We start from the raw sequence: 7,706 nt of genomic DNA on the forward strand, positions 1-7,706 counted from the left end.
TGGTATGATGTGAGGGAAAAAAGACTATTGAGGTTAGTGGGGAATCAGGCATGCTCTTAGTTTTAGATACAGGTAATACGAATATTGTGCTCGGTGTCTATGACGGCACGGAGTTGAAGCACCATTGGCGGATGGAAACCTACCGCCAAAAAACAGAAGACGAATACGCTATGCAAGTGAAGTCACTATTTACACACGTGGGACTGGAATTCACAGATATTACCGGTATTATTATTTCATCGGTTGTACCGCCTGTGATGTTCCCTCTTGAACAGATGTGTAAAAAATACTTCAAACAAGAACCGGTCATCGTTGGACCTGGCGTGAAAACGGGACTCAACATTAAATACGAAAATCCCCGTGAAGTCGGTGCGGATCGTATCGTCAATGCAGTAGCTGCGATCCACGAATATGGCAGCCCGCTCATAATTGTCGATTTTGGTACAGCCACTACGTATTGTTACGTGAACGAACATGCTGAATACATGGGGGGCGCAATTGCTCCGGGTATTAACATCTCCATGGAAGCGCTGTTCGATCGAGCATCTAAATTACCTCGTGTCGAATTGACGCGCCCGGAACACGTCGTTGGGAAAAACACAGTGTCCGCCATGCAGGCAGGTATTTTATACGGATATGTCGGACAAGTCGAAGGGCTTGTGGGACGAATGAAGGCGGAGAGTAAGAAAGTACCGACTGTTATCGCGACGGGTGGCCTTGCGCCTCTAATCGCCAAAGAGACAGATGTAATCGATGCAGTGGATGATTATCTCACATTAAAAGGGTTAAAACTGATCTATGAACGTAACCAACAAGGAGAGAATGGCAAATGAATGATTATCTTATAAAAGCACTAGCGTTTGACGGTACAATTCGTGCCTACGCAGCCAAAACTACGGAAGCGGTTGGCGAAATGCAACGTCGCCACTATTCCTGGCCGACTGCAACAGCTGCAATTGGCCGTACAATGACTGCGACTGTCATGATGGGCGCTATGATGAAAGGTGAAGACAAGTTGACGGTGAAAGTGGACGGAAACGGCCCGCTTGGTGCAATCGTGACGGATGCCGATGCAAAAGGGCATATCCGTGGATACGCACTTAATCCGCAAACACATTTCGACTTGAATGCACAAGGGAAATTGGATGTGCGGCGCGCTGTTGGAACAGAAGGCATGATCACGGTTGTCAAAGACCTCGGGCTTCGGGATATGTTCACTGGGCAAACCCCGATTGTCTCTGGGGAAGTTGCAGAAGACTTCACGCAGTACTTTGTTGTTTCAGAACAAGTACCTTCTGCCGTTGCGCTAGGAGTGCTGGTCAACCCGGATAATACAGTAAAAGCTTCAGGAGGATTCATCCTTCAAGTGATGCCGGGAGCGACGGATGAAACCATCACGGAATTAGAGCAGCGAATCAGTCAAATGGAGCCGATTTCTAAAATGATTGACCGTGGATTGGCGCCTGAAGAAGTTCTGGAAGAAGTTCTCGGGAAGGAAAACGTCCGAGTCGTCGACCAGATGGAAGTCAGCTTTGACTGTAATTGCTCAAAAGAACGTTTTGGAACAGCGATCAAGAGTTTGGGGGCAGACGAAATCATCACAATGATGAATGAGGATGGACAAGCTGAGGCGGAATGTCACTTCTGTTTGGAGAAGTATGTCTATTCAAAAGAAGAGTTAAAGGACTTTGTCGATGAAATCCGGTCTGGATCGTAATCGGGGTGCGAACGAGTCCCAGAAGCGTCGTTTAAAAACAAAGCCTCTCGTTCTTCTGATTGCGGTTTTAGCGGTGAGTAATCTTTTGTGGCTCATTGGCTGGCTTATTCCGGACAAAGCGGAAAGTCCGTTCAAAGCTGGGGAAGAAGTGGCGTCTGTTGCTGGAAAACCAATCACGCGTGAGGAATGGATGACGGCAATGGAAAAAAAGGTAGGCCGCGAAGTATTGCTGGACCTGGTGAATGACAGAGTCATGGAAACGGCTGCTGCTGAATACAAAATTGACGTCTCCAACGAAGACATCGACCGTGAATTGGCATTGCTCTCTTCGCTTGACGGGAAAGCGTATACGGGTCTGGATGCAGATCAGATGCGTAGAAAAGTGCGATCTGAACTCATTCTGAACCGTGTATTAACGAAAGATATTGTGATCGAAGACAAAGCGGTGAAATCGTACTACAAAGAGAATGAGGATCAGTTTGAAATCCCCACCACGTACCGTACATCTTTGCTGGTTGCTTCCACTGAATCAGAAGCACAGCAAGCGCTCGAAGAAGTGAAGGGAGGATCGAGTTTTGACGTTCTCGCGAAAGAACGTTCAATCGATCCATCTTCCGCTTCAATCGGCGGTGACCTCGGATACATCAGCAGTCGTACGGAGGAGATCGACCCGGCAATCCTGAAAACTGTGGAAAAGCTGAAAAAAGATCGTGTGAGTGATGTGTTCAGACTTGCAGATGGCACGTATGCCGTTGTGGAGGTCCGCGATGTTCTCCAAGGTCGTTCGTTTAAACTGAAAGAAGTAAAAGAACATATACGTAGAGAACTGGCTCTGCAGCAACTCTCCCAATCGGTTACACCGGAAACATTCTGGAAAGAGTTCGATGCGCACTGGTTCTATGGTAAGTGAAAGCTTCGCTCGTGCAGCGGGGCTTTTTTTGCATTCTCCATAGATTTGTATCGTTTGACAAAGGGCACATTTCTCTTGTAAACTGAATACAATATAAAACCTACCTATTAACTAGGGATTGGAGTGTTGGAAATGAAGAAAGTAGGAAACTCTGTTGCAGATTTAGTCGGTCAAACGCCTTTGGTGAAGCTGAATCGTCTTGTGGGTCCGAATGATGCTGACGTCTATTTGAAGCTGGAATACTTCAACCCAGGCTCCAGCGTGAAAGACCGCATAGCGCTAGCGATGATCGAAGCTGCTGAGAAATCAGGGGAGTTGCTTGAAGGTGGCACCTTGATTGAACCGACGAGTGGGAATACAGGTATCGGGCTCGCGATGATCGCGGCTGCAAAGGGATACAAAGCAGTTCTTGTCATGCCTGACACGATGAGTCTGGAACGCAGAAACCTGCTGCGTGCATATGGCGCAGATCTTATTTTGACGCCAGGATCTGAAGGGATGAAAGGTGCCATTGCGAAAGCGGAACAAATGGCGAAGGAAAACGGATGGTTCCTACCGCAACAATTCAACAATGAAGCGAATCCGGAAGTTCATCGACTCACAACTGGTCCTGAAATTGCAGATGCTCTCGACCGTGTGGATGCATTTGTCTCGGCAGTCGGGACTGGCGGTACGATTACCGGAGTTGGCAGCGTCCTGAAAGAACGATTCCCGGATGTGAAAATCATTGCGGTTGAACCGACAGACTCGCCCGTACTATCGGGAGGGAAGCCGGGCCCGCATAAAATCCAAGGTATCGGCGCAGGATTCATTCCCGGAGTGCTCAATACCGATATCTATGATGAAATCACACAAGTGACGAATGACGAATCTTACGAGTATGCACGGAAGTTGGCGAAAGAAGAAGGAATATTAGGCGGGGTTTCATCCGGTGCAGCTGTGTTTGCGGCACTGAAAGCTGCCAAGGAACTAGGAAAAGGGAAAACCGTCGTTGCGATTTTGGCTTCGAATGGTGAGCGTTACTTGAGCACGCCCCTCTACCAATTCGAAGAAGAATAATGAAGAAACGGGAGGGAGCATAAATGCTTCCTCTTTTTTATGTCGTTCCAGTAGGAATTGGGGAGAGTAACCGGTAAACTGATACAAAAAGCTGTTTGAGGATGAATGGCGAAGAAAGAAGTGTGTGTGCAGTGGAATTGGACTATGCTAAAGCACCTTACCGTTTAGGTGGAATGGATATCGATTTTTCCAAAGAAACGGTTGTCATGGGGATATTGAATGTAACGCCGGATTCGTTTTCGGATGGCGGACGATACAGTCATCTGGATGCGGCGCTTCGCCGTGCGACAGAGATGTTGAAAGACGGAGCAAAAATTATCGATATTGGAGGGGAATCTACGCGACCTGGACATACACCGGTTTCGTTAGAGGAGGAACTACAACGCACGATCCCGATTGTAGAAGCGCTGGCAAGGGAATTGGATTGTGCGATTTCAATTGATACATATAAAGCTGCTGTTGCACAAGAAGCGATGAAAGCAGGCGCACATATAATTAATGATGTCTGGGGAGCGAAGCGAGAACCTCGGATTGCTGATGTCGCAAAACAGTACGGAGCTCCGATCATTCTGATGCACAACAGAGAACGGGCTATCTATGAAGGGGACTTTGGGGATGAATTCATCGCGGATATTGAAGGGAGTATCGCGATTGCGCGAAATGCAGGAATAGCGGAGTGTAACATTTGGTTGGATCCCGGTATCGGGTTTGCAAAATCTCTGGATGAAAACATTGAAGCGATGCAAAACTTGGATCGACTTTCGGATCTGGGATACCCTGTTCTGCTAGGGACATCAAAAAAGTCATTGATAGGGAAAGTGTTAGACTTACCTGTTCAAGAACGACTGGAAGGAACGGGGGCAACTGTTTGCTATGGGATTGAACATGGGTGCCACATTGTGCGCGTCCATGATGTAAAGGCGATCGCACGAATGGTACGCATGATGGATGTGCTGACAGGTAAGCAGAAAGTGAAGTTTTAGGAGGGGACATAGATGGATTTTATACATTTGAACGAAATGCAGTTTTATGGCTATCATGGGGCGCTTGCCGAAGAGACCGTTCTTGGGCAGCGTTTTACGGTGACTGTATCCATGGCTGTCGATTTGGCTGAGGCGGGAACGAATGATGATTTATCGAAAACAGTGAACTATGCCGAAGCGTATTCCGTTGTACAGTCTATTGTGGAAGGGGAGCCGGTTAAGCTCATTGAAGCGGTTGCAGAGCGGATCGCGGTGAAACTGCTTGAAGACTACAAGGATCGAGTATCGGGTGTTCGAGTGCTGGTCGTTAAACCGGACCCGCCAATTCCTGGGCATTACTCGTCTGTTTCGGTGGAAATTGAACGAGGCCGGTTATCATGAATACGGCATTTATATCCATTGGGACGAACCTGGGAGACCGAGAAGGGTTTCTAAAGCTTGCAGTGACATCCCTTTACGCAACGGATGGGATTGAATCGGTCGAAGCGTCTTCCATCTATGAGACTGCGCCTGTAGGGGTGACGGATCAGCCGGACTTTTTAAATATGGTTGTTCGAGTGGAGACGGTACTTGAATCTCATGAGTTACTAGCAGAATGCCAAAGAATCGAGATGGAGCTAGGCCGTGAGAGGACGATACGCTGGGGACCAAGAACGGTAGACCTTGATATCTTGCTGTACAATAGCGATAGGATTGAATCGGAAACACTTTCAATACCGCATCCTCGTATGCGGGAGCGGGCGTTTGTCTTAATCCCCTTAACAGAACTGGCGCCAGAGTGTTTAGATCCGGTCAAGGGAAGCCCATTTCGAGAAGAGGCCGCACTTCAGGACGATGGCGTGAAATTGTGGAAAACAGCAGAAGAATATAGAGGTGCCCGTCAGTGCAAGTGAATGCGCAGACGGGTTTAGATAGCCGTTTACAAGAAATGCTGCTTCGGGAACAGGCGAAGTGCTGACGTCTTGTCTAATAGGTTTTGGCGGCGCGTTTATCCAGCGCCTTTTTTTACGGGCTGAGATTGTGTACAATAAGGTTATAATAGGCGAATAGCGTATGAACAAATCAGAGGAGTGAACAGGATGTCGAATATAGAAGAGTTGAATGACCAACTTCAGGTGAGACGCCAGAAGATGGACGAGATTCGTAACGGTGGACGCGATCCATTCGGCGCGCGATTTGAGCGCACTCATGTATCGAATGAATTAATTGAAGCGTACGGCGAGCTGTCTAAGGAAGAATTAGATGAAACTCCGCACCAGGTAAAAATCGCAGGCCGCATTATGACGAAGCGCGGTAAAGGGAAAGCTGGATTTGCACACATTCAAGATCTTGGTGGCCAGATTCAGATCTACGTGCGTCAAGATGCGATTGGGGAAGATACGTACAAGTTATTCACGATGGCGGATCTTGGAGATATCGTCGGGATTGAAGGGACTATTTTCAAAACCAAGGTAGGTGAGCTCTCTATTAAGGTGACAGAGTTTACTTTCCTATCAAAAGCGTTACGCCCGCTTCCTGAGAAGTACCATGGCCTGCAAGATATTGAACAACGTTACCGCCAGCGCTACTTGGATCTGATTTCTACGGAAGGCAGCAAAGAGACATTCATCTTACGCAGCCGGATCATTCAATCGATGCGACGGTATTTGGATGGACAAGGATTCTTGGAAGTCGAGACACCGATGCTGCATTCGATTGCAGGAGGTGCATCTGCCCGTCCGTTCATTACACACCACAATACGTTAGATATGACATTATATATGCGAATTGCGATTGAGCTGCATTTGAAACGTCTGATTGTAGGCGGACTCGAAAAGGTGTATGAAATCGGACGTGTGTTCAGAAACGAAGGAATCTCTACACGTCACAATCCGGAGTTCACAATGATTGAATTATATGAAGCGTATGCGGATTATAACGATATCATGGCATTGACGGAGAACATGATTGCGCATATCGCTGAAGAAGTGTTGGGCACTTCGAAGGTACAGTATGGAGAAGATATCATTGATTTGTCTCCTGGTTGGAAGCGTCTGCATATGGCGGACGCGGTGAAGGAGTATACAGGAGTAGACTTCTGGATAGAAATGACGAAAGACGAAGCGCATGCACTTGCCAAGGAGAATGGCGTAGAAGTGAAACCTACAATGGAAGTAGGACATGTACTGAATGAATTCTTTGAGCAAAAAGTGGAAGAGCAGCTTGTTCAGCCGACGTTCGTTTATGGACACCCAGTTGAAATTTCACCACTTGCAAAGAAAAATCCAGAAGACGGTCGTTTTACAGATCGATTTGAGTTGTTCATCGTACGCCGTGAGCATGCAAATGCATTTACCGAGTTAAACGACCCGATTGATCAGCGTCAACGGTTTGAAGCGCAGCTTGTGGAAAAAGAACAAGGTAATGATGAAGCACATGAAATGGATGAGGACTTCATTGAAGCATTAGAGTATGGGCTTCCGCCTACAGGCGGGCTTGGAATCGGTATTGACCGTCTAGTCATGCTTCTGACAAATGCTCAATCAATCCGTGATGTGTTGTTATTCCCGCAAATGCGTTCGAAAGACTGACATGAAATTAAGAAGCGTATCTCGTTCATCGAGGTACGTTTTTTTTATAGAAGAAAATACTTGCGTTAACTTTCCGCACGTGGTATATTTGAACACGTTGCTTTTCACATAACCATTTATGTGTTGCGACTTACGCGAAACAAACTTTTAAAAAAGTAGTTGACGCGGAATATACAGTGTGGTATTATATAAAAGTTGCCAAAACAACTGGCGCACACAACAGAAACACTATGAACCTTGAAAACTGAACAGCAAAATGTCAACGAATTATCGTTTGGGAAACTGGTTCTGCCGGTGGAACAAACACAACAGATCTTAACGGATCTGATAGACATCAGAAATGATGCCAGTACGAATTGAGCAATCAATTCTTTTTTATGGAGAGTTTGATCCTGGCTCAGGACGAACGCTGGCGGCATGCCTAATACATGCAAGTCGAGCGAATTGATAGGAGCTTGCTCCTTGAG

Annotated in this window: 8 protein-coding genes and 1 rRNA gene; all 9 read left to right on the forward strand. The window is 46.9% G+C overall.

What is annotated here, in order from left to right:
* Positions 1–50 precede the first annotated feature (50 nt).
* A complete protein-coding gene (locus tag ABE021_RS10600; RefSeq protein ID WP_430288592.1) occupies positions 51–833 on the forward strand; it encodes a type III pantothenate kinase in 783 nt (260 codons plus the stop codon).
* Complete coding sequence (gene hslO, locus ABE021_RS10605; protein ID WP_430288593.1) at positions 830–1,717, forward strand: Hsp33 family molecular chaperone HslO; 888 nt, start codon at positions 830–832, stop codon at positions 1,715–1,717. Before ABE021_RS10600 ends, hslO begins: the two co-directional genes overlap by 4 nt.
* Complete coding sequence (locus ABE021_RS10610; protein WP_430288605.1) at positions 1,695–2,627, forward strand: peptidyl-prolyl cis-trans isomerase; 933 nt, start codon at positions 1,695–1,697, stop codon at positions 2,625–2,627. The genes hslO and ABE021_RS10610 overlap by 23 nt, the downstream gene beginning before the upstream one ends.
* Before the next feature lie 132 nt (positions 2,628–2,759).
* Complete coding sequence (cysK, locus tag ABE021_RS10615; RefSeq protein ID WP_430288594.1) at positions 2,760–3,686, forward strand: cysteine synthase A; 927 nt, start codon at positions 2,760–2,762, stop codon at positions 3,684–3,686.
* A gap of 101 nt (positions 3,687–3,787) precedes the next feature.
* A complete protein-coding gene (folP, locus tag ABE021_RS10620; RefSeq protein ID WP_430288595.1) occupies positions 3,788–4,669 on the forward strand; it encodes a dihydropteroate synthase in 882 nt (293 codons plus the stop codon).
* A gap of 12 nt (positions 4,670–4,681) precedes the next feature.
* The gene (gene folB, locus ABE021_RS10625; protein ID WP_430288597.1) at positions 4,682–5,050 is read left to right on the forward strand and encodes a dihydroneopterin aldolase; all 369 of its coding nucleotides are present in this window, start codon (positions 4,682–4,684) and stop codon (positions 5,048–5,050) included.
* A complete protein-coding gene (gene folK, locus ABE021_RS10630; RefSeq protein ID WP_430288598.1) occupies positions 5,047–5,562 on the forward strand; it encodes a 2-amino-4-hydroxy-6-hydroxymethyldihydropteridine diphosphokinase in 516 nt (171 codons plus the stop codon). Before folB ends, folK begins: the two co-directional genes overlap by 4 nt.
* A gap of 186 nt (positions 5,563–5,748) precedes the next feature.
* Positions 5,749–7,239: a lysine--tRNA ligase gene (gene lysS, locus ABE021_RS10635; RefSeq protein WP_430288600.1), complete on the forward strand. Its 1,491-nt coding sequence runs from the start codon at positions 5,749–5,751 to the stop codon at positions 7,237–7,239.
* A 374-nt stretch (positions 7,240–7,613) separates the two neighbouring features.
* Positions 7,614–7,706, forward strand: a 16S ribosomal RNA gene (locus ABE021_RS10640); the annotation flags it as partial.

The sequence above is a fragment of the Sporosarcina gallistercoris genome, assembly GCF_050459885.1.
In the GTDB taxonomy this organism is placed as follows: domain Bacteria; phylum Bacillota; class Bacilli; order Bacillales_A; family Planococcaceae; genus Sporosarcina; species Sporosarcina gallistercoris_A.